Raw genomic sequence first — 22,492 nt, 5'->3', positions numbered from 1 at the left:
GAGGTCCGGGGTTATGGGGTCGGACGGATTTGAGTCCAAGAAGCTTGGGATGCCGGTCGTTGGTGTATCGACACCAACCCGGCTCGGGGCGGAATATCAAACCGGCGTCGCGCGCGACTCGGCAATCGATGCGATGACCGGTCTTGGCGAGAACCTCGTCGAAATCAGCGGTGTCATCAAATGGTTCGACGCCTCGAAGGGATACGGTTTCATCGTTCCCGACAATGGCTGGCCGGACGTGCTGCTGCACGTCACGGTGCTCAGGCGCGACGGCTACCAGACCGCCTATGAAGGTGCTCGCCTGGTGGTGGAGTGCGTGCAGCGCTCCAAGGGCTACCAGGCGTTCCGCATCGTCTCGATGGACGAGTCGACGGCGATCCATCCGGCGCAGATGCTGCCGCCGCGGACCCATGTGACGGTGACGCCGACCAGCGGGCTGGAGCGAGCCCAGGTCAAGTGGTTCAACCGGCTGCGCGGCTTTGGCTTCGTGACCTGCGGGGAAGGGAGCCCGGACATTTTCGTCCACATGGAGACCCTGCGCCGCTACGGCATGACCGAGCTGCGCCCCGGCCAATGGGTGCTGGTCCGCTACGGGCCCGGCTCCAAGGGCATGATGGCGGCCGAGATCCACCCCGAGACGGGCTCGCCGGCATTGTCCTCGCACTGAGCGGATGCTTCCTGCGACCACGGTATTTGACGGCCCCCGGAACGGCGCTTCCTGGGGCCGTTTTCATGTCGGCCCCTCTTCACGGACCGGGCCGCGGTCTTGCTGCGGAGGCCGCGACCGTGTAGTGACGGGTCCTCTAGGACAATGGTCCTTGAGAACATCGGGGTATAGCGCAGCCTGGTAGCGCGGCAGTTTTGGGTACTGCAGGTCGTTGGTTCGAATCCAGCTGCCCCGACCATCTCCGCAGCGGCGCGGCTTTCTCGGGCGAGGCCTGATAGCTGGCGCGATACTCACGATAGCGAGAAAGATTTCGGCCAGGCCGCCAGCGGTCAATCCGCCGAGCGAGCGCGGCTGGGCCGATAAAAAAATTCGGATGCTCCCGCAGCGGCAAAACCCGGGAGCATCCGAAGTGTGCGGGTGAATCCGGGGAAGGAACATCCGCTGGTCGTCAGCATCCTCTGAATCGAAATCTCGCGTCTTTGCGCTAAATCAAATCAGGCGCAGGAGGCCCTCGGCCGTGCCCGAGGTCGCGGCGGGCGGATCAGCGCGCCAGCTCGTCCTGCGCCAGCCGGCCGTCGATGATGTGCACGCGCCGGTGCATCTGAGCGGCGAGGTTGAGATCGTGCGTGACCGCGACGACGGTCTTGCCGCGCAGCGTGACGAGATCGCGCAGGATGCCGAACACCTGCGCGGTCGCGGCGGTGTCGAGGCTGCCGGTCGGCTCATCGGCGAGGATCACCGGCGGATCGTTGGCGAGCGCGCGCGCCACCGCCACGCGCTGCCGCTGGCCGCCCGACAATTTGTCCGGCGTCTTGCGCAGATGATCGGCGAGGCCGAGCGACCCCAGCAGCTCCTCGGCGCGCTGGGTGATGGCGCGCGGCGACAGCCGTGCCAGCGCGCGCATCGGCAGCGCGACGTTCTCGGTGATCGAGAATTCCGGCAGCAGGAAATGAAACTGGAAGACGAAGCCGAGCCGCGACAGTCGCACCTCGGCGCGCTCATCCTCGTTCATGCCCGTCGTCGAGCGGCCGTCGATCAGCACGTCGCCCCGGCTCGGCAGGTCGAGCAGGCCAAGCAGGTAGAGCAGGGAGGATTTTCCCGAGCCCGACGGTCCGGTGATGGCGATGAGCTCGCGCGGACGGATCACGAGATCGATGTCGGCCACCAGCGTCACCGGCACCTCGCCGGGCAGCACCTTCGTCACTTGCCGCGCCTCGATCAGGGGCGGGCTCACGTCGCGCCCCGGATGATGTCGACCGGATGCAACCGCGCTGCGGCGCGGGCCGGAAAGTAGCCGGCGACGGCGCTGGAGATCAGCGCGACCGCGCCCGCGAGCAGATAGTGCTTCAGCGAATACAGCACGGGCAGATGATTGTAGTCGGAAAACGGCGTCTTGAACTCGAGCGAGGCGAGCCCGCGGGTAAGCAGGTAGCCGAGCGCCCAGCCGAGGGCGGCACCGGTGAGGCCGATGAACAGCGCCTCGACGATGAAGATGGTGCGGACCGTGCGGTCGCGGAAGCCGAGCGACTTGAGGATGGCGATGTCGCGGGTCTTCTCGTGGGTGATGGTCGAGATGATGTTGTAGGTGCCGAAGCTCGCGACCAGCAGGATGGCGCCGACGATGGTGTACATCAGCACGTTGCGCAGCGTGATCGCCGCCAGCAGATCCTCCTGCGCCTCCTGCCAGGAGACCGCCTTGTAGCCGGTCTGCTCGCCGATGCGCTCGCTGATCAGGCGCGCCTGCATCGGATCGTTGGTGCGGACGCGGATCTCGTTGATGATCCCGGTCTGGCGCTCCAGGATCTGCGCGGTGCGCAGCAGCACGTAGCCGGTGGTCTCGTCGGTGCCGCGGAAGCCGGAATGGAAGGTGCCGACTACGGTCGCGTTCATGCTGATGCCCTGGGCCGAGGCGAGCGTGATGTTGGAGTTCACCCGCGCGCCGATCTTGGCCGCGAGCCGGTCGCCGAGCAGGATCGCGTGCGAGGACCGGTACAGCGAATTGAGATTGCCCTGCCGCATGTGGCTCGGCAGCGTCGAGACTTGGCCCTCCGTGCGCGGATCGATGCCGATGATCGCGACCGTCAGGTTGCGGCCGGCGAAGCGCAGCACGGCCTTTGACTGCACCGACGCCGTCAGCGCGCCCGGCACCCAGCCCTGCAGCGAGGCAATGGTGGCCATCGGGTTCTTGATGCCGGGGCGGCGGACGTTCGGGGTCAACCGGTGGAATTCGGCCGCCGCATAGACCAGGTCGGCCGGCTGGCGGGTCGGCTGGCGCAGCTCGTCGGTGATCGAAATGTGCGGCAGCGCGTCGACCAGCGTGCGGATGAAGTCGTCCTGGGAGCCCTCCATCATCGCCGCCATCATCACCGAAAACGCCACCCCGGTCATGACGCCGGCGATCGCGACCAGCGTCTGCCGGGCGCGATGGCGCACATGGGTCCAGGCGATGGTCAGGACGAGGCTCATGGCGCGGACGTCTCGGGCTCGATCACGCGGATCCGCTCGCCGTCCTTGATGTCGGCGGTCGCGGGCGCCGCGACCAGCTCGCCTTCGCGGGCGCCGTCGAGGATCTCGACCGCCGCGGAGCCGCGGATGCCGATCCGCACCGCGCGCCGATGCACACGGCCGCCTTCGATCACCATGAGGCTGTTGTTGACGACGGCATTGGCCGGCGCGAGCAGCGTGTCGGCCGTCTCGCGGCTGACGATGTTGGCCTCGACGCTCATGCCGACGCGCAGCGGCGTGTTGTCGGGCAAGCCGATCCGCACGCGGAACGTCTTCGCCACGGGATCGCCCGCCGGCGTGATCTGCTTCACCGTCCCGGGCAGCGCCTGGTTGCCGAACGCATCGGCGCGCAGCAGCGCCTTCTGGCCGACCTGGACACGGGGGATGTCCTCTTCGTTGACGTCGGCGACGACCCAGAGCGGCTTCTCCAGGCCGACGCGGTAGAGGATGGTGCCGGGATCGACCATGTCGCCGACCTCGCCGTCCTCCTTGAGGACGACGCCGTCCATCGGCGCCACCAGCTTGAAGTAGTCGAGGCGCTGGGTCTGGGCCGCGATCTGGGCGCGGATGCGGGCGAGATCGCTTTCGGAGCGCTGGTACGCTTGCGAGGTGGCCGCGCCGCGCGCCAGTAGCTGCGTCTGCCGCTCGAATTCGAGGCGCTGGAATTCCTCCTGTGCGCGCAGATCGTTCAAGGTGGCCAGCGCCTCCTTGTCGTCGAGCCGCGCCAGCACGTCGCCGGCCTTGACCAGCTTGCCCTCGCAGCGGCAGCGCTCGACGATGCGGCCGCGAACCAGCGGCGTGCTCCGCGACCACGTCTCCGGCTCCACCGCGCCGGTTGCATAGACGATCTCGGCCGCCGTGCCGCGAGTGATGCGGGCGGTCGCGATGAGCGGTCCACGCATCCACCATACGGCAAACCCAGCCAGTGCGCCGAACAGCAGGATGATCGAGAGCAGGCCGCGCCACGGAAAACGACGCCGGCCGCGATCGATGGCCGGCGTGGCAGCAATGGCATTGGATTGGTCCGGCGTCAGCATGTCCATGATCGAACGGACCCTGCGACGGGAGAAAGGCTATACTTAGCCCGCAGTGCCAGTCGCCACGCGGGGCGGAGCCATCTTGAAGTGCTGTTTGGCATAGGCGACGATCTGGCGATCGGTCGGGTGATCGGCAACCTCGACGCCGACGATGCGCTTTCCGACCGCAGGATGCTTCTCGTGCAGGTACTTGGCAAGCTCGGTCTTGGCGCTGGCCGGACCGATGATCAGGATCTCGCCGGCGTCATCGAGCGCGTGCGCGACCTCCTCGAGGAAATTCTTGTCGGGCGCCGCGTGGCCGCTGCCGATCTCGTTGGCCTTGTGGTGCAGATGCTTGGTCTGCAGGTGTGGATGCAGCGTCAGCTCGTCGGCACCGGTCAGTCCGATATGGAACACCTTGGCCTCGCTGTGATCGAGCCACACGACGGCATGGAAATGAGTCGGCATGTTCTGGTCCTTGTCAGCAAATCGCCGCGTGGCGGCCTTGTGCGTTCGCCAGGGAACGCGCGCCGCGGAAGGCGGCACCCTTTGTGATGCAAACCTTAGCGAGCCCGATCGTGGCCGGCTTGATGCAGGTCAACGGACGCGGGAACCCACCCCCGCGCCCCTGATGTGCGGGGTTTACTTCGGCGCAGGCGGCTTCGGCAGCGGCTTGTCCTGCCGCTTCGACCAGGAGATGTAGTAGGCCACGGTGGTCATGATCGCGATGCCTGCCGCGCTGACGAGGATCTGCGCCAGCAGCGAACCTGAGCTCAGCATCAGGGTGAAGTGGCCGATGAAGGACAGGAACACGCCGACGCAGAACACCGCCAGCGACTGTTGGCCGCAGACGACGAGGGGATCGAGCGCCTTCCACTCCAGGCCCGGCCATTCCTTCGGCACGAAACGGATGACCAAAATGACGATCACCACGAAATGTAGGAAGCGGTACGGCGCGAGATTGGTCTTGTCGTTGGGATTGAAGGCCGAATAGAGCCAGTTCGGAAACATCGATCCGAGTTCAGGGAAGCGGCCGGCCATCGTCATGACCAGTGCGAGCACCATGTAGGCGATGCAGAAATAGAGCGTGGCCGGCGCCATGATGATGCCCATCGAGCGGCGGGCGCCGCCGAGCGCGCACCATGAGCCGAACACGAACAGCACCTGCCAGCAATACGGATTGAAGTACCAGGTGCCGGCCGGGTAGGCCGCAAAATTCCAACCCATCTGCCGCGCCACGAGCCAGAGCACGATCGAGGCGATCATGGTCAGGTCGGGCTGGCGCAGCATCATCCACAGCACCGGCGGGAAGAAGCCCATCAGCACGATGTAGAGCGGCAGCACGTCGAGATTGACCGGCTTGAACTTCAGGATCAGCCCCTGGGCCAGCGTATCGCTGGCGTGGTCGACGAGGCCCGCGACGTTGAACTCGTCGATGATCTCGGAGACGCCGAAGCGCGTCGCCAGATAGCTGATGGCCACAATATAGATCACGAACAGCACGATGTGGGCGACGTAGAGCTGCCACACCCGCTTGAACAGCCGGGTGGCGCCGACGATGAAGCCGCGGTCGATCATCATGCGCGCATAGACGAACGAGGCGGTATAGCCGGAGATGAAGACGAACAGGTCGGCGGCGTCGCTGAAGCCGTAATTCCGCGTGGTGATCCAGTTCACCACATTGTCCGGGATGTGATCGAGAAAGATCGCCCAGTTGGCGATTCCGCGAAACAGGTCGAGCCGAAGGTCGCGCCCTCGCTCGGGCAGCGTGGCATTGATTTTCATGGCCGCTTCAACGCACTGTTTTGAATGGAAAACGTCGGGGGGCAGAGGCGCCGTGGCAGTCGACCGAGATTGTCACGGGACGGCAGAATGACTATACGGAGCACGATAAACGGTCATGTCCAGGATGGGAATCACCGTTCCGTGCTGAAGCTTGCCTGTAACCCATCCCGGCCGTTTCCGCCAAACGCATGACGACCGCAGCTTCCAGGGGCTCTACCAGCCATGACCGCACGCATTTTCAAGCCCGCCAAGAACGCGATGCAATCGGGCAAGGCCAAGACCCGGGACTGGCAGTTGGATTATGAGCCGGAGCAGCCGCGTTCGGTCGAGCCGTTGATGGGCTGGACGTCGTCCTCGGACATGAAGCAGCAGGTCACCTTGCGCTTCGACACCAAGGACGAGGCGATCGCCTATTGCGAACGCAAGGGCATTCCCTATGAGGTGATCGAGCCGAAGGAGCCGGTGAAGCGGCAGATCGCCTATGCCGACAATTTCTCGTTCCGCCGCGGCGAGCCTTGGACGCATTGAGGGGCCGACACGGCCATCATCCGTTCAGCAGCCCGCCGGGGATGGGCAGCGGCGCGTCCTTGGACAGGCCGAGCACCGGGAAGCTCCTGATGGACCGGACGCCGGGCAGGGCGGCGAACTGGCGGAGCTGGCGGCTCATGCCTTCGACCCCGGTCGACACGCATTTCAGCAGAAAATCCGCATCTCCCGACAGCCGCCAGCATTGCTGGACCCAGGGCAACGGTACGATCGCGGCCTCGAACGCCTCCAGCGCCGTCTGGTGCTGGCTGTCGAGCTGAATCGACACGAACGCTACCACCTCATAGCCCAGCGACCGCTCGTCGATGCTGGCGCGGATGGACTTGATCACGCCGCTATTGCGCAGCGTCCGCACGCGGCGCAGGCAGTTCGGATGCGAGATCCCCACCCGGCCGGCGAGCTCATTGATGCGGATCCGGCCGTCGGCCTGGAGCTCCGCCAGGATCCTGCGATCGATCGCGTCGAGCTCCGGGCTGCCAGCCATCGGCGCGGCCCGTTCAGCCGGTCGGCTGATCAGGCCGGCCGCCGCCGGCCTGCGCAGGCCCGGCGGTGCGCGGCATGACGCCGGAGAGGACGAGCTTCTCATGGGCCGCGATGATCGTCTCCTTGCTGAGCCGGCCGCCCGGACGGTACCAGCTGCACAGCCCGGTCAAGAGCGCGATGATGGCAAAGGTCGCGACCTGGATGTCGTCGACGTCGAACACGCCTTGCGCCACACCGTCGCTGAGGATGTCGGCCAGCCGGCGCTCATAGGCGCCGCGCAGCGCTACCACCGCCTCATAGTTGCGGGGCTCGAGACTGCGCAGCTCCGAGTTGGCGATGAAGACCTCGCGCTTTCGGGTCATGTGATAGCCGACGTGGAAGGCGACGAACGCCCTGAGACGTTCGACCGGACCCTGGGTGTCGCGCAGCGCCTGTTCGAGCTCGCGCAGGAGGTCGTTGATGTGGTCCTGGATCAGCTCCGCCAGCAGCTCCTGTTTGGTGCTGATGTGATTGTAGAGCGAGCCTGGCTGGATGCCGACCTCGGCGGCGAGCTGGCGCAGGCTCATGGCCTCATAGCCATGCTGGAAGATCAGCCGCAGGCCGGCCTTGCGGATCGCCTCCATCGTCGTCGGACCATGTGACCCGATCGTGCGCGCCATCTCGTCCTCGCTGGACCGTCCCGGTGCCGATCGCGGCGGATCCGCCACGGTAGGGGGTCCCGTAGTGAAGTCTGAAAATTCCGTGGTCTCAAGCAAATGCTGCCCGCCCCGGACCCTACAACAATCCGCTTGAGAATAGAATTTAAAAACGTATGATCGTTTAATTCGAGAAGGACGGATGGCCGCAAACCGGGCCGCCGGCGGGCAGGGAGGACAGCATGCGGGCAAAGATGGTACACCCGGGCTCGCAGCGGCCTGGACGGCCGCGACCGCTCTGACGCGTGCTCCCACGGCTTCCCCCTCCAGCCTCGCAACGAAGACGCCGGTCATGATGCTTCATTCCACGATCGATCCATCGTCCTCCGATTTCGCCCGTAATGCCGACGCCATGCGCGCGCTGGTCACCGACCTCAGGATGAAGCTGGCGCAGGTCGCCGAGGGCGGCGGCGAAGCCTCACGCAACCGGCACCTGTCGCGCGGCAAGATGCTGGCGCGCCAGCGCGTCGACCTGCTGCTCGACCCCGGAACGGCGTTCCTCGAACTGTCGCCATTGGCCGCACATGGGCTCTATGGCGGCGACGTCCACTCGGCCAGCATCGTCACCGGCATCGGCCGCATTGCCGGCCGCGAATGCGTCGTCGTCGCCAACGACGCCACCATCAAGGGCGGCACCTACTACCCGATGACGGTGAAGAAGCATCTGCGTGCCCAGGACATCGCCCGGCAGAACAATCTGCCCTGCGTCTACATGGTCGACTCGGGTGGCGCGTTCCTGCCGCTGCAGGATGAGATCTTCCCCGACGAGCGGCATTTCGGCCGCATCTTCTACAACCAGGCGCAGATGTCGGCGGCCGGCATTCCGCAGATCGCGATCGTGATGGGCTCGTGCACGGCGGGCGGCGCCTATGTGCCGGCGATGTCGGACGAGAGCATCATCGTGCGCAACCAGGGCACAATTTTTCTGGGCGGCCCGCCGCTGGTGAAGGCGGCAACCGGCGAGGTGGTCAGCGCCGAGGAGCTCGGCGGCGCCGACGTGCATTCGCGGCAGTCGGGCGTGACCGATCACTATGCGCAGAACGACGCGCACGCGATCGGCATCGCGCGGCGCATCGTCGGCACGCTGAAGCCGCCGGGCGCACGCAGCGCGCTGAACATGCGCGAGGTGCGCGAGCCGCGCTATGCGGCGGAAGAGATCTACGGCGTCGTGCCGGTCGACGGCCGCAAGCCGTTCGACGTGCGCGACATCATCGCGCGGGTGGTCGACGGCTCGGAGTTCGACGAGTTCAAGAAGCTCTACGGCCAGACGCTGGTGTGCGGCTTCGCGCATATCTGGGGCCATCCGGTCGGCATCATCGCCAACAACGGCATCCTGTTCAGCGAGAGCTCGCTGAAGGGGGCGCACTTCATCGAGCTGTGCTGCCAGCGCAACATCCCGCTGGTGTTCCTGCAGAACATCACCGGCTTCATGGTCGGCAAGAAATACGAGGCCGGGGGCATCGCACGCGACGGCGCCAAGCTGGTGACGGCGGTCGCGACCGCGTCGGTTCCCAAGTTCACCGTGGTGATCGGCGGCTCCTACGGCGCCGGCAATTACGGCATGTGCGGCCGCGCCTATGCGCCGCGTTTCCTCTGGATGTGGCCGAACGCGCGCATCTCGGTGATGGGCGGCGAGCAGGCCGCGATGGTGCTGAGCCAGGTCCGCCGCGATGGCATCGAGGCCAAGGGCGAGAGCTGGCCCACGGAGGAGGAAGAGAAATTCCGTAGCCCCATCCGTGCGCAATACGAGGCCCAGGGCAATCCCTACTACGCGACGGCGCGGCTGTGGGACGACGGCGTGATCGATCCCGCCGATACCCGCCTCGTGCTTGGCCTCGGATTGTCTGCCGCCGCCAATGCCCCGGTCGAGCCGACCAGGTTCGGCCTGTTCAGGATGTGATCATGGTTCGTCCCGGATTGTATCGCCGTTTCCGCAAGCTCCTGATCGCCAACCGCGGCGAGATCGCCGTGCGCGTCATCCGCACCGCACGCGCGATGGGATTGAAGACCGTCGCTGTCTATTCGGAGGCCGACCGCAACGCGCTGCATGTCGCTCTCGCCGACGAAGCCGTGCTGCTCGGCCCCGCGCGTGCCCGCGATTCCTATCTCAACATCGAGCGCTTGATCGAGGCTGCAAGGCAGACAGGCGCCGAGGCGGTTCATCCCGGCTATGGCTTCCTGTCCGAGAGCGCCGAATTCGCGCAGACCTGTCTCGACGCGGGCCTGGTGTTCGTCGGGCCGACGGCCGCGATGATCACCGCGATGGGCTCCAAGTCCGGCTCCAAATTCCTGATGGAGCAGGCCGGCGTGCCGCTGGTGCCCGGCTATCACGGCGAGGCGCAGGACGAGGCGACGCTCGCCAATGAAGCCGCGCGGATCGGCTTTCCCGTTCTGATCAAGGCCTCCGCCGGTGGCGGCGGCCGCGGCATGCGCGTGGTCAATGCAGCCGGCGATCTCGCTGATGCCGTCACCAGCGCCAAGCGCGAGGCCAAGGCGGCGTTTGGCGACGACCGTGTGCTGATCGAGAAATTCGTCCAGAACCCGCGCCACATCGAGGTGCAGATCATCGGCGACAGCCACGGCAATCTGGTGTCGCTGTTCGAGCGCGAATGCACCTTGCAGCGTCGGCACCAGAAGGTGGTCGAGGAGGCGCCGTCGCCGACGCTGACGCCGGAGCAGCGGGAGACGGTTTGCGCGGCGGCGAGGCGCGCGGCGGGCGCGGTGAACTATGTCGGCGCCGGCACCATCGAGTTCGTCTCCGACGGCCGCGACGTGTTCTTCATCGAGATGAATACACGCCTGCAGGTCGAGCATCCCGTCACCGAGTTGATCACCGGCGTCGATCTCGTCGAATGGCAGTTGCGCGTCGCCTTCGGCGAAGAGCTGCCGCTGACGCAGGACCAGATCCGGTTGCATGGTCATGCCATTGAGGCCCGCGTCTACGCGGAAAATCCCGCCAAGAACTTCATGCCCTCAGTCGGCACGATCAAGACCTGGCGGCTTCCTGCTGAAACCGGCGGCCTGCGCATCGATGCCGGCTATCGCGAGGGCGATGCGGTCTCGCCCTATTACGACGCGATGCTCGCCAAGATGATTGCCTGGGCGCCGACCCGCGAGGTCGCGATCGAGCGGCTCAACCGCGGCCTGGAGGACACCGACGTCCGCGGCATCGTCAGCAACATCCCGTTCCTGTCGGCGCTGCTGACGCATCCCGACGTCGTGGCGAACGCGATCGACACCGGTTTCATCGAGCGCCATCTGACGCATCTGACCCAGTCAGGGGCGGTGGCCGGCGACGTCGAGCTCTGTGCCGCCGTCGCGGCCATTCTCATCGACGAGCAGACCGTGGCCGTGAAGGAGCAGGGATCGCCGTGGCGCGCATCCGGTTGGATGCCGGTGGGACTGCGGCAGCGCATGTTCTCGTTCCGCCAGGGCGCCGGAGCGGAGTCGCGGACGGTGACGCTGGCCTATGGTCCGGGCGTGCAGCGCCTGTCGATCGAGGGCCGTGAGAGCTCGTTCTCGGCACTTCCGACCGACGACGGCGGCTTCGACCTTGTGCGCGACGGCGTCAAATCCCATGTGGTGGCCGTCATCGAGGGCCACGAGCTGTACCTGCGAACCCGCAACGGCCGTTTCGATCTGCATTGGATCGATCCGTTCGGCGGTGACGACGAGGAGCAGGCCGGCGAGGACAAGATCGTGGCGCCGTTGCCGGGGACCGTGGTGGCGCTGCTCGCGCAGGAAGGTGCGGTCCTGGAGAAGGGCGCGGCGATCCTGACGCTCGAAGTCATGAAGATGGAGCAGACCCTGCGGGCGCCGTTCGCAGGCCGGCTCAAGGCGATCAAGTGCAAGGTCGGCGACATCGTGCAGGAAGGCGTCGAACTGGCGGACCTCGAACCGTCCGCCTGATCCTCGAACCCGAAGAGGTCGGCATGAGCGAAAGCGTGCGCATCATCGAAATGGGCCCGCGGGACGGCCTGCAGAACGAGAAGATGCCGATCAGCGTGGCCGATCGCATCGCCTTTGTCCGTGCGCTGGTGGACGCAGGGCTGACCACGGTCGAGGTCGGCGCCTTCGTCTCGCCCAAGGCAATCCCGCAGATGGTGGGATCGGACGAGGTGATGCGCAGCGTCGCCGCGTTGCCCGGCGAATTCCACGTGCTGGTGCCGAACGTGAAGGGCTATGAGGCGGCGCGCGCCGCGGGCGCCAAGGTGATCTCGGTCTTCACCGCGGCCTCCGAGAGCTTCTCCCGCGCCAACATCAATTGCTCGATCGAAGAGTCGCTGGAGCGCTTCAAGCCGGTGATCGCCCACGCCAAGGCCGACGGCATCCGGGTGCGCGGCTACGTCTCCTGCGCGCTGGGTTGCCCCTATGAAGGCGAGATCAGGCCGCAGGCCGTCGCCAATGTCGCCAAGGCGCTGTGGGACCTCGGCTGCTACGAGATATCGCTGGGCGATACGATCGGCGTCGGCACGCCGCTCAAGGCCAGGCAGATGCTGCGCGCTGTCTGCGACGACGTGCCGGTGACGCATCTGGCGATGCATTTCCACGACACCTACGGCCAGGCGCTGGCCAATCTCTATGCGGGCATGGAGGAGGGCGTCCGCGTCATCGATGCCGCGGCCGGCGGCCTCGGCGGCTGCCCATTCGCGCCGGGCGCGACCGGCAACGTCGCGACCGAGGACGTCGTCTACATGCTCGAAGGCATGGGCATCCGCACCGGCGTCGACATGACGAAACTGCTGGCCGCCACCAACGAAATCAGCCGGCTGCTCGGCCGGCCACCGGTCAGCCGTGTTGCAGCGGCACTGAATGCGAAGATGAGGCGAGTAGCGAATGGCGAATAGGGAAGGCCCATTCGCTATATCCCCTATTCGCCACTCCCCATTCGCCATTCGCCGCCGCGTCAGCGGCTCAGATCCGGCCCCATCACGAGATCCGGCAGCGCCGTCGAGATCTGCGGCACGAAGCAGAGCAGCAGCACGGCGGCCATCATCAGCAGCACGAACGGCAGCGTGCCCCAGATCACCTCCCGCAGCGGGATGTCCGGCGCGACGTTTCTGATGACGAAGATGTTGAGACCCACCGGCGGATGGATCAGGCCCATCTCCATGACGATCGTCATCACCACGCCGAACCAGATGATGTCGAAGTTCGCCGCGCGCAGCGGCGGCAGGATGATCGGCGCCGTCATTAGGATGATCGACACCGGCGGCAGGAAGAAGCCGAGCACGATCACCATCAGCAGGATCGCGGCGAGCAGCTCCCAGCGTGGCAGATGCATCGCGACGATGTATTCCGCCACCGACTGCGAGATGTGCAGGTAGCTCATCACGTAGGAGTACAAGAGCGACATGCCGATGATCAGCATCAGCATGGTCGACTCGCGGAGCGTCGCCTTCATGATCGGCGCGAGATCGGTCGGGCTCCAGACCCGGTAGATGATCGCAATCAGCACCAGCGCCAGGATGCCGCCGAGACCTGCCGTCTCCGACGGCGTGGCCAATCCGCCGTAGAGCGCAACCATGACGCCGGTCAGCAGCAGCACGAACGGGATCACGCGGGGCAGCACGGAGAAGCGCTGCGCCATCGTGTATTCGTCCTTGATCAGGATGTCCGACCAGGTGCCCGACTTCTCATAGACCGTTTTTGCGCGCGCGTATTCCTGGCGGAAGCGCACGACGGCATAGACGCCGAACAGCGTGACCAGCAGCAATCCGGGGCCGATGCCGGCCAGGAACAGCCGTCCCAGCGATTTCTCCGCGGCGATCGCGAACAGGATCATCGTGATCGACGGCGGCAGCAGGATGCCGAGCGTGCCGCCGGCGGCGATGATGCCGGCTGCGAAGCCGCCGGAATAGCCGCGCTTGCGCATCTCGGGAATGCCGGCCGAGCCGATCGCCGAGCAGGTCGCGGGCGACGATCCCGCCATTGCCGCGAACAGCGCGCAGGCGAACACGTTGGCGACGCCCAATCCGCCGGGCACGCGATGCAGCCAGGCATGCAGCGCAGAATAGAGATCCTGTCCGGCGCGGGAACGGCCGATCGCGGCACCCTTGAGGATGAACAGCGGGATCGACAGCAGCGTGATCGACGCCATCTCCTCGTAGACGTTCTGCGTGACGGTATCGAGCGACGCGGCCGGCATGTAAATGGCCATGAATACGACGGCGACGGCGCCGAGCGCGAACGCGATCGGCATGCCCGCGAACATCGCAAACAGGGTCGAGAGTCCGTAGGCAACCCCAATTCCGAACACGCTCATCGACGCGCTCCGGTCAGCGGGGCCACGATCTGCAGCAGCATCTGCAGGCACAGCAGGGTCATCCCGGCGGCCATCAGGCCGTAAGGAATCGCCAGCGGCGGCGACCACATCGAATTCGAGACCTGGCCATCGACCCAGGCCTCATGTGTCAGGGTCCAGGATTTCCAGGTGAAGAAGGCACAAAACAAGAAGCTCGCGACGTCGACCAGCCAGAGCCTGATCTTGTTGGCGAGCGGAGACATCAACCCAACGAAGGCTTCGATGCTGACGTGGCCGCGATGCTCCTGCACATAGGCCGCAGTCATGAAGGTGGCGCCGACGAGCAAGAATACGGCGGCTTCGTCCTGCCAGTAGTTGGCGGCCTTGAACAGTGCACGGCCCGCCACGCTGTAGCTCAGGATGACGCAGGCCGCGACCAGTGCAAACGCAGCCAGAACGACGATGATGCGATTGAGTAGCGAGACAACACGCTGGAGCGGCGCCAGCGGTCCGCTGGCGCCGATGGCTGTCGTGGCCTCGGTATCGATAACGGGCGCGTGCATCAATCAGGCCGCGACGTCGGAGGCGAGCTTGAGGAGCTTGGCGCAGTTCGCAGACTTGCCGCCATAGTCCTTCCAGGCCGTGTCACGGGCAATGTCGCGCCATTTGTTGACGGTCCCGACATCGAGCTCCACAACCTTGGCGCCCGCCTTTTCGTAGACCTTGGCAACTTCGATGTCGTCGTCCTGCGCGCCCTTGCGCCCGAACGCCTCCATCTCCGCGCCGACCGCGAGGAGGATGTCCTGCTGGTTCTTCGGCAGCTTGTCGAACGAGGCCTTGGACATCATCAGCGGCTCGAGCATGAACCAGTACGACGCCTTGGCTCCGGAGGTGAGGGCCTTCGACACCTCTTCCAGGCGGAACGAGATCAGGCTGGTCGACGAGGTGATGCCGGCATCGCAGGCACCGGTCTGCATCGCGGTGTAGATTTCGTTCGATGGAACCGACAGCACCGAGGCGCCGGCGGTCTGCAGCACCATGTCCATCTCGCGCGAGCCGCCGCGCACCTTCATGCCCTTGGCATCGTCGGGTGTCACCAGCGGCCGCGATCGGCTGGCGACCCCGCCCGCCTGCCAGACCCAGGTCAGCAGGATGATGCCCTTGTCCGCCAGAAAATCGCTCAGCGTCTTGCCGACTGGCTCGTTCTTCCAGCGCATGCCCTGGTCGTAGGTCGTGACCAGACCCGGCATCAGCGCGATGTTGGTCTCGGGAACCTCTCCGCCGGCATAGGGCATCGGGTAGAGGCTGATGTCGAGCGCGCCCTTCCGCATCGCCGAGAACTGCGCCACCGTCTTGATCAGCGACGAGTTCGGATAGATTTCGGTCGCGATCTCGCCGCCGGAGCGTTTCGCAACCGCCTCGGAGAACACCCGGCAGAGCCGGTCGCGGAAATCGCCCTTGTCGATGGTGCCGCCGGGAAACTGGTGGGAGATCTTCAGCGTCGTTGCCGCGTGGGCCGTACCGGTTCCAAAACGCAGAATGGCCGGCGCAGCGAGCGCGGATGCGATGACATGACGGCGTGATAGCATGAGATTTCCCCTGGACAACTTTTGGTTGGGTTCCCGACCCCGGTTCGTTGGCGTGACCTATACCAGCCAATTTACCGGACTTACCTCTAGCCGAACTAGACAGTTCGTTCGAGGCCAAATGCATGGGAAGCGACATAATGCTGCGGCGCACGTGCCGGCCTGTGAATCCCTTGCGCTGGTTGTACTAACATGGTTTTGCCGGGCAAAATTGTGTCGTTGATTCCAGAAGAGGGCGCATTCGAGTCAAATTTGATCGAACAATGATTCTCGTCCGCGCTCGTAACAATCGCCTTCATCGGAACGTCGATGTCCAAGAACGGCGCGTCCGTCGCCGTCGAACCCGTCATACGAAGGAGCGATCATCATGACCAATCGTAGCCGCCTCATCCTCGGAATCTCCGCTGCCGCACTCGCGTTCAACGTGGCCGTCGCGCCGGCGGCATTCGCGGAGGACAAGATGAGCAAGGACGATGGGATGAAAAAGGGCGCGATGTCCCACGACGGCATGAAGAAGGACTCGATGGCGAAGGACGCCGTGAAGAAGGACGATGCCATGTCCAAGGACGGGATGAAGAAGGACGACGGCATGATGAAGAAGAACTGACGCGTTTCGCACGTCATCGTGCGATGGGACGACCGTATCAGTCCCATCGCCGATGAATGAGGAATCGCAGCGATGCCGGCTGCGACGACACGCAGATCTCGTGGTGGCAGCGTCGCTGCTTACTTCTTCTTTCCACGGGCCTTGCGCGCGGCGTAGCGCGCATCGCGCTTCGCCTTCTGCTCGGCTTCCATCTCGGCCAGGCGGGCGGCTTGTTCTTCCGCCTCGCGCGCAAGCCGGGCACTCTCGGCGGCCTTGGCCTCTTCCTCGAGACGCTTCTGCTCGGCCTTGGCGGCCTCGCGCTCCAATCGCTGCTGCTCGCGGCGGGCGGCGGCGGCTTCGCGCTCCTGCCGTCGCTTCACGACTTCGGGATCGTCCGGTCCCGGCTGCGATTTGAACTTCTGCACGATGCTCTGGCGGGCCTGCTGTGCGGCCTTCTGCCGATCGGCAAATCCAGGTTCCTTGAATCCTCTCATGGAGACGTCGTCACTTCGCTAGTTGGGTGTTCGGTCAGGGTGTGGTCGGTCAGGGGCTGCACGCGCCGCCAGGCAATTCTTCCACGATGTCGTGAACACGAGCGGAGGCCGACGCGAGCCCGTGTGTATAGGATCGCATGCGTCGATGACAAATGCTTTATCGCCGCTCCTCCACATCCGACCTGCCCGGCGCTTGCATGGCGTTCGCCGGAGGCTATGTAAGCAGCCCCGTCGCTGACGCAGGTCGGCGGGCTGTGAGTCGGTTCACGCCTCGCGGCACCAGCGCACCGCCCGGGTGCGACATCCAACGGAGTTGACCGGCATGACCTCTGTTCGCCGTGGGCGCATGGCGCTCGGCCTCGCGCTCGTCGCTCTCGTGGTCAGCGCATGCGTGATGACCGCGGTCCTCGCCCGCCCGAGGCCCGTTTCGGCCGGTGTGCTGGGTTCCGAATGGGAATGCGGGCAGCTGTTCTGGGTGACGAGCTGCACGCGGATCGAGTCGATCTCGCCGGCATCGCGCCAGCAGCAGCAACCGCACGGTGAGGCCGCTGGCCTGCGGGCCGCCTAGGTCACCGATGAGTACGCAGGGGCCGGATAACGGGCGACGCGGCGCCGTGGCGGGACTCGTGTTCGCGGCGGTCGTGGTGGCCTTCGGCTTATGGTTGGCCCGCAGCCTGACCTCCGCAAGCCGGATGCAGGATTGTTTGATGTCGGGACGAACCAACTGCAACGTGATCGTGCCCGACCGGTGACCGCCGATCAGCTCGAACCGGATCGGTAAGACCGCGCAAGCGAGGTTGCACGATCGGAGCGGCGAATCAGGCTGCGTCTCGGCTAACCTGACGCGGCAGGCTGACTTGGCCGCAAAATAGTCGGGATTTTACCCGTTTGTCGCGCAAATTATGGTGTGTCCGGACCGTACACGCGGAAGCCGGCGAGCCGGAGTCATCAGTCCGCATCGCACCCCGCCCTGTGCGGCAACCAACGCAGACGGCGGGCGATCAAAGGGGTAGGGGAGAATGACGTTGTCCAACCAGAGCACACGGTGGCTGCCCGCGATCGCAATCCTGACCGCGGTCGCGATCCCCGCCCAAGCCGGGGCGCAAACCCAGGACCAGGCTGGTCCTGGCGCCGGGCATTCGCCCCAGGCCCGCTCGCCGGGTGTCATCCGCCAAGCGCCAGCCCAGGGTGGGCAACCGGGCGGCCAGCCCCATGTCCAGATTCCGCGGCAAGCCGGCCCCATGGCCGGCCAGCCGCAGGGAGCACAGCCGGCCGCACCGCCGCGGGCTGCCGTTGCGCCCCAAGGACGTCCGCCGGGAGCCAGCCATGGCTACGCCGCAGGCCCGGGTCCGGCGGCGATCGGGCGGGGACCGGATGCGCGTTATGCGCACGGCCGGGTCGCCGTGCGCGACTATGGTGGGCAGTCTTATCGCGGCCGGGTCGGCTGGGAGGGTGGCCGATGGCGGCACGAGGTTCACAACGGCCGTCCCGGCTGGTGGTGGGACGTCGGTGGCGTCTGGTACTATTATCCGGAGCCCATGGAAGGACCGCCGACCTACGTGTCGGAGGACTATGCTGACGATGTGGTCTATGCACCGTCGGCGGCCTATGAGGAGCCCCCGCCGGTCGCCTACGAACCGGCGCCGCCGCCTCCGGCCGAAGTCGATCCGGGCGCCAGCGCGCTCGGGGGCGCGATCATCGGCGGGGTGCTCGGCGGCATCCTCACCGGCAAGGCGGGCGGTGCCGCGGCGGGCGCCGTGCTCGGTGGTGCCACCGGCGCTATCGCCGGCGCAACGGCTGCGGCGCGACCGGGCTATTATCTGTCGCAGGGCAATTGCTACTATCGCTATCCGTCGGGAGAGTATGTCGCGGTCGATCCGCGCTCCTGCTACTGAGCCACTGCCGACGGGGAGCGCTGCGGTCGAGCCTGCTCGGCGGACGCGCGGTCCTGGCCGAATCTCCGCAAAGCTCCGGAGCAGGAGTGGGAGCGAATCTTGATAGACTCCGCTTCATTGTTCGAGAGGTGAGAGCTTCGGGGCCATGACCAAGGCGTCCAAGCTGGTTGCCGCCAAGGGCGGAAGGGTTCTCCTGGTCCGGCGCCGGGCCGATGGACGCTGGATGTTTCCGGGCGGCCGCAAACGCGCGCAGGAAACGGCGAAGGATTGCCTGAAGCGCGAGATCAAGGAGGAGCTTCCGAAGCTCAAGCTCGGGCGCCTGCGGCTGTGGAAGGAAGTCACCGCCAAGAACAAGCGCTCGGGCCGCAAGATGAGCGACGCCATCTTCATCGCCAAGCATGCCAAAGGGCGCCTGGAGATCGGAGACAAGAAGGAGATCGACCGCGCGGTGTGGCAGAAGCCCTACGGACTCAGCCTGACGCCGACGTCGCGCTACATCCGCGACCAGCTGTTTCCACGAAAGTCGGACTGAACCATCGTATGCTGGGAACATCCCGGCCGCTTGGGCGTTATCTGCCCATGCCTTACGATAGCACAGACAGACAGCCTCGCGTCCTCACGCCGGAAGAGCGTCGGGCGCGTGACGCCACCCGCAGGGCTGATGCCGAGCAGGCCATGCGCGATCACGAGGCGGCCCAGCGGGCCTTTTACGCCAACCGCGAGCGGCTCAGGGCCGAGCGTCTGGCGCGGGAGGCCGCCACCAAGTCGGACTGATGGGAGCTCCGGTCAGCTCGCCTGGCGGCTCCGGAATGCGTTCGCCATCCGCAGGAACGCTTGATCAAGCAATGCATACATGTCGCCGGTGATGTCGCAATCGAACATCGCGCGGCGCATGCATGTCATCCACTCGTCGCGCTCGGCATCGCCGATCGGATACGGACGGTGCGCCGACATGATGCAGCGATGCTCGGCCCGCTCGAAATAGAGCGCCGGCCCGCCGAGCCATCCGCTGAGAAATTCGAACAGCAACTGCTTGATCGGACCAAGATCGGCGTCGTGCATCGCCCGGATGCGGCTGGCGCCGGGCTCTTGGTCCATGATGGTGTAAAAGCGCTCCGCCAGACGGCGCACGCCAGCCTCGCCGCCCACGAGCTCGTAAGGCGTCGCTTCGATCACAACTGCTTCTGCTTCGTTGGCTGAATTCGCTGCCGTCATCGCATCTCGTTTCCGCTCGTCCCTCTGCAGCCAACAAGCGGCAGAGGTATGGCGCCTTGATCTGGATCAAGCGGGAAACGAGGGGGCGTTCGGGCTAGCGAATGCTCGCTTTGACGCGGCGCTGCCGGTCGGTATCGGCAGCGATCTGGCGCAGCGTCTGTCGGAGCAAAGCGAGGTCGACCGGCTTGGAGAACGGCGGATAGACGTTGAGGCCGAGGATCTTGCCGGCGCGGACCGTGACGTCCCGGGTCTGATCGTCGGAGCCGCTGATGATCAGCACCGGCGTGCGGGATTTGATGTCCGCCAACAGCTGCAACACCTCCGTGCCGGAGCGCTCGCCCAGATTCAGGTCGAGCGTGATGCATTCGAAGCTGCGCCGGCGCAGCACGTTCATCGCGCCGTCGACCGAGTTCACGCCGGTCGTCGCAAAGCCCGCCTGCACGGCGATCTTGCGCAGGATCGACAGATGAACGTCGGCATCTTCGATCACGAGAAGTTCGTTGAGCATGGTCCCCGCGCGGCTGCGTGTCGGCTTCTGATGGACCGGCGGAGCTTAAGAGGGGGTTTCTGATTTCCTCGTAAACATCCAGTCCCGTAGAACAACGGGAAGCTGCACGCTATCCACCATTGCCGGCGCGGCTCAGAACGGGCGCCGGCCCGGCATCGCGTTGGAGGAGCCCGGCAGATTGGTCGTCGGCGCCGAAGCGGGCGGTGGCGAGCGGCCGCTCGATTGGCGCCAGTGCTGGACGTGCAGGAGGATCCCGGCCACCAACAGCGGCGCGACGGCGGCCACCGCCAGCAGCGGCGACAGCGGCTTGGGGGTGATCATCTCCATCGTCATCTCGCAGACCATCCAGATGGCTGCGGACGCCAGCACGAAGTCGCGGGAGGGGATGCGAAGCCAGTACAGGAAGCCGGTGATGATCGCGGCCGGCGCAATGATCGGTCCGATCATGTAGAAGTTCAGCTCGGGCGGCGTCACGGCGTCGAGGACCATCGATGCCAGCAGCCACAGACTGAGGAACATCACAGCGCCGTCGACGTATCTCATGGCCAATCTCCGCCGCGACATTTTGGCGCAATCTTTGTCCGGTTTATGGCTGTTCCGTCAAGGGCCATGGCGTCCCAGCCGATTTGCAGCCCGTTTTGGCGGATTTTCGCCCGCCATCCCGGCCGCCGACCAGCTCCTTGTTCCATTGCCGGCCCATGCTCAATCCGCCGAGAAGCCGAACGGAACCGACGACGTCCTGAAATCGTCCGGCAGGATCTCGCGCCCGATCGGCGGCGCCGAGCGGGCGGCGCATTTCGGCCGGTGGCAGACCCGGCAGGCGACCCCGATCGGGGTCGGCGCGTCGGCATCAGGCCCGTGGCCGTCGCGGGTGTAGATCAGCTGGCCCGCGTGCTCGGCCGCGCAGCCAACCGCAATCGCCCGCTCGACCCGGACGGCGCCGTAGGAGCCGCCGCCGGCGGTCACGGTGCGCGCGATCGAGAAGAAGCGGCGGCCGTCCGGCAGCTCCAGCCATTGCGTCACGATCTGGCGCGGCGTCTTGAAGATGCCGTGCACCGACCACAGCGGGCAGGCGCCGCCGTGGCGCGCGAACGGGAAGCCGGCGCCGTCGAGCAGTTTTGAGACGTTGCCGGCGGGATCGACGCGGATCAGGAAGAACGGAATCCGCTCGGCGCCCGGCTTCTGCAGGGTGGTGACGCGATGCGCCGTCTGCTCGAAGCTGGTGCCGAACTGCCGCGCCAGCGCCTCAAGATCATAGGCCCTCGCATCGACGGCCTTCGCGAAGATCGAATAGGGCATGATGATCGCAGCCGCCGCGTAGGCCGCGAGCGCGCGCCGCGCCAAGAGCTCGGCGGTCTTGCTGGCGAACTTGCCGTCCTCCAGGGCTGCGCCGATCTCGGTATCGAGCTCGAGATAAGCGAGCTGCCGGGCGAGCTCGAATTTCAGGCTCGCGCTGTCCAGCGAGTCCTCGATCAGCAATTGCCGCCGGTGCAGGTCGAGCCGCCGCAGCGAGCCGAGCATGACGTTCGGCGGCATGTAGCGGACCTGGAGATTGTGCCGCGCGCGAAAGCGCTCGATGAAGCCGGCCGGCCCCGCCGAGACCTGCGGGGACCCGGTCGGCGGCCCCTGGAAAATCGCCTGCGCCAGCCGCTCGGCGGCATCGTCGAGACCCGCAAAATTGTTGCGGCGGGCGGCGAGGAAGCGGCGGACGTCGGCGACCGGATCGTTGGCGTCGAAGCCGTCGTTGCCCGGCCGCGGCGCAGTCCCCGCCAGCGCCGGCGCGCGCTGCTCGGCCAGCGCAAGCTGCTCCTCGCGATACGCCGTGTAGAGGCGCAGGAAGGCTTCGGTCATGCCGGGGTAGCTGACGGCGAGGTCGGAAATCTCCAGCGCGGGGATGTCGATGTCGGAGAACATCGGGTCCTTCAGGACCGACTGCATCCGCGCGGTGTGGTCGGCACCGCCGTCGCCGGCAAGATCGGCAAGGTCGATCTTGTAGGTCCGCGCCAGCCGCAGCAGCATGTCGGCCGTCACCGGCCTCTGGTTCCGCTCCAGGAGCGCCACGTAAGGCGCTGATATTTCGAGGTCCGCGGCCATGTCGGCCTGGGTCAGGCCGAGCTCGCGCCGGAGGCGGCGCAGGCGCGGGCCCATGAAGATCGATCGTGCCGTGGCGGTGGTCATGGCCAAATCCCGGTCTTGTAATCTCCTTACAGCTATACACGAGAAGTTTGTAAAGTGTGACAAGTTTTCCGCGCAGTGTCTGGTCCGCC

Annotated in this window: 25 protein-coding genes and 1 tRNA gene; 11 read left to right on the top strand and 15 right to left on the bottom strand. The window is 65.9% G+C overall.

Annotation, left to right across the window (positions count from 1 at the left end; genetic code table 11):
- Positions 1–13: 13 nt before the first annotated feature.
- Together QX039_RS18615 and QX039_RS18610 are read left to right on the top strand one after the other, a co-directional pair.
- Positions 14–667, top strand: a complete 654-nt coding sequence (locus QX039_RS18615) for a cold-shock protein (protein WP_315737862.1) — start codon at positions 14–16, stop codon at positions 665–667.
- A gap of 161 nt (positions 668–828) precedes the next feature.
- Positions 829–905 (top strand) — tRNA-Pro (locus QX039_RS18610).
- Between the two features lie 303 nt (positions 906–1,208).
- Here the strand turns inward: QX039_RS18610 and QX039_RS18605 are convergent.
- From QX039_RS18605 to QX039_RS18585, 5 genes are all read right to left on the bottom strand, one after another.
- The gene (locus QX039_RS18605) at positions 1,209–1,901 is read right to left on the bottom strand and encodes an ABC transporter ATP-binding protein (protein ID WP_315772153.1); all 693 of its coding nucleotides are present in this window, start codon (positions 1,899–1,901) and stop codon (positions 1,209–1,211) included.
- Complete coding sequence (locus QX039_RS18600; RefSeq protein ID WP_315772152.1) at positions 1,898–3,133, bottom strand: ABC transporter permease; 1,236 nt, start codon at positions 3,131–3,133, stop codon at positions 1,898–1,900. The genes QX039_RS18605 and QX039_RS18600 overlap by 4 nt, the downstream gene beginning before the upstream one ends.
- Positions 3,130–4,209 carry an efflux RND transporter periplasmic adaptor subunit gene (locus QX039_RS18595; protein WP_315772151.1) on the bottom strand — a complete coding sequence of 360 codons (1,080 nt, stop codon included), beginning with the start codon at positions 4,207–4,209 and terminating at the stop codon, positions 3,130–3,132. Before QX039_RS18595 ends, QX039_RS18600 begins: the two co-directional genes overlap by 4 nt.
- Positions 4,210–4,251: 42 nt before the next feature.
- A complete protein-coding gene (locus tag QX039_RS18590) occupies positions 4,252–4,656 on the bottom strand; it encodes a translational machinery protein (RefSeq protein WP_315772149.1) in 405 nt (134 codons plus the stop codon).
- A gap of 174 nt (positions 4,657–4,830) precedes the next feature.
- Positions 4,831–5,973 carry an OpgC domain-containing protein gene (locus QX039_RS18585; RefSeq protein WP_315737867.1) on the bottom strand — a complete coding sequence of 381 codons (1,143 nt, stop codon included), beginning with the start codon at positions 5,971–5,973 and terminating at the stop codon, positions 4,831–4,833.
- A 222-nt stretch (positions 5,974–6,195) separates the two neighbouring features.
- Between QX039_RS18585 and QX039_RS18580 the strand changes: the two genes are divergently transcribed.
- The gene (locus QX039_RS18580) at positions 6,196–6,501 is read left to right on the top strand and encodes an ETC complex I subunit (RefSeq protein WP_315737868.1); all 306 of its coding nucleotides are present in this window, start codon (positions 6,196–6,198) and stop codon (positions 6,499–6,501) included.
- 16 nt (positions 6,502–6,517) lie between these two features.
- Here the strand turns inward: QX039_RS18580 and QX039_RS18575 are convergent, their stop codons facing one another.
- Positions 6,518–7,003 (bottom strand): Lrp/AsnC family transcriptional regulator, encoded by a 486-nt coding sequence (locus tag QX039_RS18575; RefSeq protein WP_315772148.1) that lies wholly within the window; start codon positions 7,001–7,003, stop codon positions 6,518–6,520.
- Between the two features lie 13 nt (positions 7,004–7,016).
- The gene (locus QX039_RS18570; RefSeq protein ID WP_315772146.1) at positions 7,017–7,661 is read right to left on the bottom strand and encodes a TetR/AcrR family transcriptional regulator; all 645 of its coding nucleotides are present in this window, start codon (positions 7,659–7,661) and stop codon (positions 7,017–7,019) included.
- Positions 7,662–7,989: 328 nt separating this feature from the next.
- Between QX039_RS18570 and QX039_RS18565 the strand changes: the two genes are divergently transcribed.
- The 3 genes from QX039_RS18565 to QX039_RS18555 are packed head-to-tail and all read left to right on the top strand — an operon-like array spanning position 7,990 to position 12,544.
- The gene (locus tag QX039_RS18565) at positions 7,990–9,597 is read left to right on the top strand and encodes a carboxyl transferase domain-containing protein (protein WP_315772143.1); all 1,608 of its coding nucleotides are present in this window, start codon (positions 7,990–7,992) and stop codon (positions 9,595–9,597) included.
- A 2-nt stretch (positions 9,598–9,599) separates the two neighbouring features.
- Positions 9,600–11,606, top strand: a complete 2,007-nt coding sequence (locus QX039_RS18560; RefSeq protein WP_315772141.1) for an acetyl/propionyl/methylcrotonyl-CoA carboxylase subunit alpha — start codon at positions 9,600–9,602, stop codon at positions 11,604–11,606.
- A gap of 23 nt (positions 11,607–11,629) precedes the next feature.
- Positions 11,630–12,544 carry a hydroxymethylglutaryl-CoA lyase gene (locus QX039_RS18555; protein ID WP_315737873.1) on the top strand — a complete coding sequence of 305 codons (915 nt, stop codon included), beginning with the start codon at positions 11,630–11,632 and terminating at the stop codon, positions 12,542–12,544.
- Positions 12,545–12,603: 59 nt separating this feature from the next.
- Here QX039_RS18555 and QX039_RS18550 read toward each other — a convergent pair whose 3' ends face one another.
- The 3 genes from QX039_RS18550 to dctP are packed head-to-tail and all read right to left on the bottom strand — an operon-like array spanning position 12,604 to position 15,530.
- Positions 12,604–13,962: a TRAP transporter large permease gene (locus tag QX039_RS18550; RefSeq protein ID WP_315737874.1), complete on the bottom strand. Its 1,359-nt coding sequence runs from the start codon at positions 13,960–13,962 to the stop codon at positions 12,604–12,606.
- Positions 13,959–14,504, bottom strand: coding sequence for a TRAP transporter small permease (locus QX039_RS18545; RefSeq protein WP_315737875.1), 546 nt, complete (start codon positions 14,502–14,504; stop codon positions 13,959–13,961). The genes QX039_RS18550 and QX039_RS18545 overlap by 4 nt, the downstream gene beginning before the upstream one ends.
- Before the next feature lie 3 nt (positions 14,505–14,507).
- Positions 14,508–15,530, bottom strand: coding sequence for a TRAP transporter substrate-binding protein DctP (gene dctP, locus QX039_RS18540; protein WP_315737876.1), 1,023 nt, complete (start codon positions 15,528–15,530; stop codon positions 14,508–14,510).
- Between the two features lie 364 nt (positions 15,531–15,894).
- Between dctP and QX039_RS18535 the strand changes: the two genes are divergently transcribed.
- Positions 15,895–16,134, top strand: a complete 240-nt coding sequence (locus QX039_RS18535) for a pentapeptide MXKDX repeat protein (RefSeq protein WP_315737877.1) — start codon at positions 15,895–15,897, stop codon at positions 16,132–16,134.
- 119 nt (positions 16,135–16,253) lie between these two features.
- Here the strand turns inward: QX039_RS18535 and QX039_RS18530 are convergent, their stop codons facing one another.
- Positions 16,254–16,607, bottom strand: a complete 354-nt coding sequence (locus QX039_RS18530) for a DUF6481 family protein (protein WP_315737878.1) — start codon at positions 16,605–16,607, stop codon at positions 16,254–16,256.
- A 322-nt stretch (positions 16,608–16,929) separates the two neighbouring features.
- Here QX039_RS18530 and QX039_RS18525 point away from each other — a divergent pair, with 322 nt between their 5' ends.
- From QX039_RS18525 to QX039_RS18510, 4 genes are all read left to right on the top strand, one after another.
- Complete coding sequence (locus tag QX039_RS18525; RefSeq protein ID WP_315712050.1) at positions 16,930–17,175, top strand: hypothetical protein; 246 nt, start codon at positions 16,930–16,932, stop codon at positions 17,173–17,175.
- Between the two features lie 451 nt (positions 17,176–17,626).
- Complete coding sequence (locus QX039_RS18520; RefSeq protein WP_315737879.1) at positions 17,627–18,502, top strand: hypothetical protein; 876 nt, start codon at positions 17,627–17,629, stop codon at positions 18,500–18,502.
- A gap of 145 nt (positions 18,503–18,647) precedes the next feature.
- Entirely contained in the window at positions 18,648–19,034 is a 387-nt protein-coding gene (locus QX039_RS18515) for an NUDIX hydrolase (protein WP_315712048.1), read from the top strand.
- 47 nt (positions 19,035–19,081) lie between these two features.
- Positions 19,082–19,276 carry a hypothetical protein gene (locus QX039_RS18510; RefSeq protein ID WP_315737880.1) on the top strand — a complete coding sequence of 65 codons (195 nt, stop codon included), beginning with the start codon at positions 19,082–19,084 and terminating at the stop codon, positions 19,274–19,276.
- Between the two features lie 12 nt (positions 19,277–19,288).
- Here QX039_RS18510 and QX039_RS18505 read toward each other — a convergent pair whose 3' ends face one another.
- The 4 genes from QX039_RS18505 to QX039_RS18490 form a co-directional block, all read right to left on the bottom strand.
- Entirely contained in the window at positions 19,289–19,717 is a 429-nt protein-coding gene (locus QX039_RS18505; protein WP_315737881.1) for a group II truncated hemoglobin, read from the bottom strand.
- 94 nt (positions 19,718–19,811) lie between these two features.
- Complete coding sequence (locus QX039_RS18500; protein ID WP_315737882.1) at positions 19,812–20,225, bottom strand: response regulator; 414 nt, start codon at positions 20,223–20,225, stop codon at positions 19,812–19,814.
- Between the two features lie 132 nt (positions 20,226–20,357).
- The gene (locus QX039_RS18495) at positions 20,358–20,768 is read right to left on the bottom strand and encodes a hypothetical protein (protein WP_315737883.1); all 411 of its coding nucleotides are present in this window, start codon (positions 20,766–20,768) and stop codon (positions 20,358–20,360) included.
- Positions 20,769–20,927: 159 nt separating this feature from the next.
- Positions 20,928–22,403: a short-chain fatty acyl-CoA regulator family protein gene (locus QX039_RS18490; RefSeq protein ID WP_315737884.1), complete on the bottom strand. Its 1,476-nt coding sequence runs from the start codon at positions 22,401–22,403 to the stop codon at positions 20,928–20,930.
- Between the last annotated feature and the right edge of the window lie 89 nt (positions 22,404–22,492).

The sequence above is a fragment of the Bradyrhizobium sp. SZCCHNR1043 genome (assembly GCF_032489675.1).
GTDB lineage: Bacteria > Pseudomonadota > Alphaproteobacteria > Rhizobiales > Xanthobacteraceae > Bradyrhizobium.
Note: the sequence above shows the minus strand (reverse complement) of the source record. Positions and strands in the feature narration are given on the sequence as shown.

What these genes read in the sequence shown, in the direction of transcription:
- QX039_RS18615 (WP_315737862.1), top strand. Translation starts at nt 14, where the DNA reads ATGGGGTCGGACGGATTTGAGTCCAAGAAGCTTGGGATGCCGGTCGTT.
- QX039_RS18600 (WP_315772152.1), bottom strand. Translation starts at nt 3,133, where the DNA reads ATGAGCCTCGTCCTGACCATCGCCTGGACCCATGTGCGCCATCGCGCC.
- QX039_RS18595 (WP_315772151.1), bottom strand. Translation starts at nt 4,209, where the DNA reads ATGCTGACGCCGGACCAATCCAATGCCATTGCTGCCACGCCGGCCATC.
- QX039_RS18590 (WP_315772149.1), bottom strand. Translation starts at nt 4,656, where the DNA reads ATGCCGACTCATTTCCATGCCGTCGTGTGGCTCGATCACAGCGAGGCC.
- QX039_RS18585 (WP_315737867.1), bottom strand. Translation starts at nt 5,973, where the DNA reads ATGAAAATCAATGCCACGCTGCCCGAGCGAGGGCGCGACCTTCGGCTC.
- QX039_RS18580 (WP_315737868.1), top strand. Translation starts at nt 6,196, where the DNA reads ATGACCGCACGCATTTTCAAGCCCGCCAAGAACGCGATGCAATCGGGC.
- QX039_RS18575 (WP_315772148.1), bottom strand. Translation starts at nt 7,003, where the DNA reads ATGGCTGGCAGCCCGGAGCTCGACGCGATCGATCGCAGGATCCTGGCG.
- QX039_RS18570 (WP_315772146.1), bottom strand. Translation starts at nt 7,661, where the DNA reads ATGGCGCGCACGATCGGGTCACATGGTCCGACGACGATGGAGGCGATC.
- QX039_RS18565 (WP_315772143.1), top strand. Translation starts at nt 7,990, where the DNA reads ATGATGCTTCATTCCACGATCGATCCATCGTCCTCCGATTTCGCCCGT.
- QX039_RS18560 (WP_315772141.1), top strand. Translation starts at nt 9,600, where the DNA reads ATGGTTCGTCCCGGATTGTATCGCCGTTTCCGCAAGCTCCTGATCGCC.
- QX039_RS18555 (WP_315737873.1), top strand. Translation starts at nt 11,630, where the DNA reads ATGAGCGAAAGCGTGCGCATCATCGAAATGGGCCCGCGGGACGGCCTG.
- QX039_RS18550 (WP_315737874.1), bottom strand. Translation starts at nt 13,962, where the DNA reads ATGAGCGTGTTCGGAATTGGGGTTGCCTACGGACTCTCGACCCTGTTT.
- QX039_RS18545 (WP_315737875.1), bottom strand. Translation starts at nt 14,504, where the DNA reads ATGCACGCGCCCGTTATCGATACCGAGGCCACGACAGCCATCGGCGCC.
- dctP (WP_315737876.1), bottom strand. Translation starts at nt 15,530, where the DNA reads ATGCTATCACGCCGTCATGTCATCGCATCCGCGCTCGCTGCGCCGGCC.
- QX039_RS18535 (WP_315737877.1), top strand. Translation starts at nt 15,895, where the DNA reads ATGACCAATCGTAGCCGCCTCATCCTCGGAATCTCCGCTGCCGCACTC.
- QX039_RS18530 (WP_315737878.1), bottom strand. Translation starts at nt 16,607, where the DNA reads ATGAGAGGATTCAAGGAACCTGGATTTGCCGATCGGCAGAAGGCCGCA.
- QX039_RS18525 (WP_315712050.1), top strand. Translation starts at nt 16,930, where the DNA reads ATGACCTCTGTTCGCCGTGGGCGCATGGCGCTCGGCCTCGCGCTCGTC.
- QX039_RS18520 (WP_315737879.1), top strand. Translation starts at nt 17,627, where the DNA reads ATGACGTTGTCCAACCAGAGCACACGGTGGCTGCCCGCGATCGCAATC.
- QX039_RS18515 (WP_315712048.1), top strand. Translation starts at nt 18,648, where the DNA reads ATGACCAAGGCGTCCAAGCTGGTTGCCGCCAAGGGCGGAAGGGTTCTC.
- QX039_RS18510 (WP_315737880.1), top strand. Translation starts at nt 19,082, where the DNA reads ATGCCTTACGATAGCACAGACAGACAGCCTCGCGTCCTCACGCCGGAA.
- QX039_RS18505 (WP_315737881.1), bottom strand. Translation starts at nt 19,717, where the DNA reads ATGACGGCAGCGAATTCAGCCAACGAAGCAGAAGCAGTTGTGATCGAA.
- QX039_RS18500 (WP_315737882.1), bottom strand. Translation starts at nt 20,225, where the DNA reads ATGCTCAACGAACTTCTCGTGATCGAAGATGCCGACGTTCATCTGTCG.
- QX039_RS18495 (WP_315737883.1), bottom strand. Translation starts at nt 20,768, where the DNA reads ATGAGATACGTCGACGGCGCTGTGATGTTCCTCAGTCTGTGGCTGCTG.
- QX039_RS18490 (WP_315737884.1), bottom strand. Translation starts at nt 22,403, where the DNA reads ATGACCACCGCCACGGCACGATCGATCTTCATGGGCCCGCGCCTGCGC.